Source organism: Lentzea rhizosphaerae (assembly GCF_042649515.1).
In the GTDB taxonomy this organism is placed as follows: domain Bacteria; phylum Actinomycetota; class Actinomycetes; order Mycobacteriales; family Pseudonocardiaceae; genus Lentzea; species Lentzea aerocolonigenes.
In genome coordinates this window covers 1-598 of sequence record NZ_JBHRZI010000041.1, presented here as the reverse complement: position 1 = coordinate 598, position 598 = coordinate 1, and the positions used below count along the sequence as shown (strand labels likewise).

At 66.9% G+C, this 598-nt stretch carries 1 protein-coding gene; it reads right to left on the bottom strand.

Features of this window, described 5'->3' with window-relative positions:
• Positions 1–15 precede the first annotated feature (15 nt).
• The coding region (locus tag ACFOWZ_RS40650; protein ID WP_382379314.1) for an HNH endonuclease signature motif containing protein at positions 16–598 on the bottom strand (583 nt) is incomplete at its 5' end.

Here is a 598-nt window from a genome sequence, read left to right as displayed (position 1 = left end):
AACCACTTCACGGCCCTACGTCGCCACATTCAAGATCGCTAACTTAGCGGCATTGGGGTCGAGCCAGGCCGGTGGGTAGAACGTCGGTATCCCGGTGACCAGCTTGACTTCCCACTTGCTCTGGTGGATGAGGGTGTGGTGGTGGCGGCAGAGTAGGACGGCGTTGTCGACGGAGGTGTCGCCGCCGTTGGCCCAGTGGCGGATGTGGTGGGCGTCGCACTGTCTGGGTGGTCTGCCGCAGCCAGGGAAGGCGCAGCCTCGATCTCTGGTGACCAGGATCCTGCGGATTGCGGCGGGGAAGGTGCGGGTTTTGCGGCCGATGTCGAGTGGCTGGCCTGCGCCGCCCAGGACCATGGGGATGATGCCCGCGTTGCAGGCCAGTTGACGGGCCTGGTCGGCTGGGATGTGGTCGCCGTTGTCGAGGGTGGCGTGGCCGACCCTGTTGGCGAGGTCTTCGTAGGGCATGGTCAGGGTGAGGGTGACTGGTTCGCCGCCGTGTTCGGGCAGTTGGTCGGCGCGCAGCATCAGGTCGATCAGCTCGGCGAGGGCGTCGCCTTCGCGTTGCTCGCGGCTGCGCAGGTCCGGGCCTTCGTCGGCG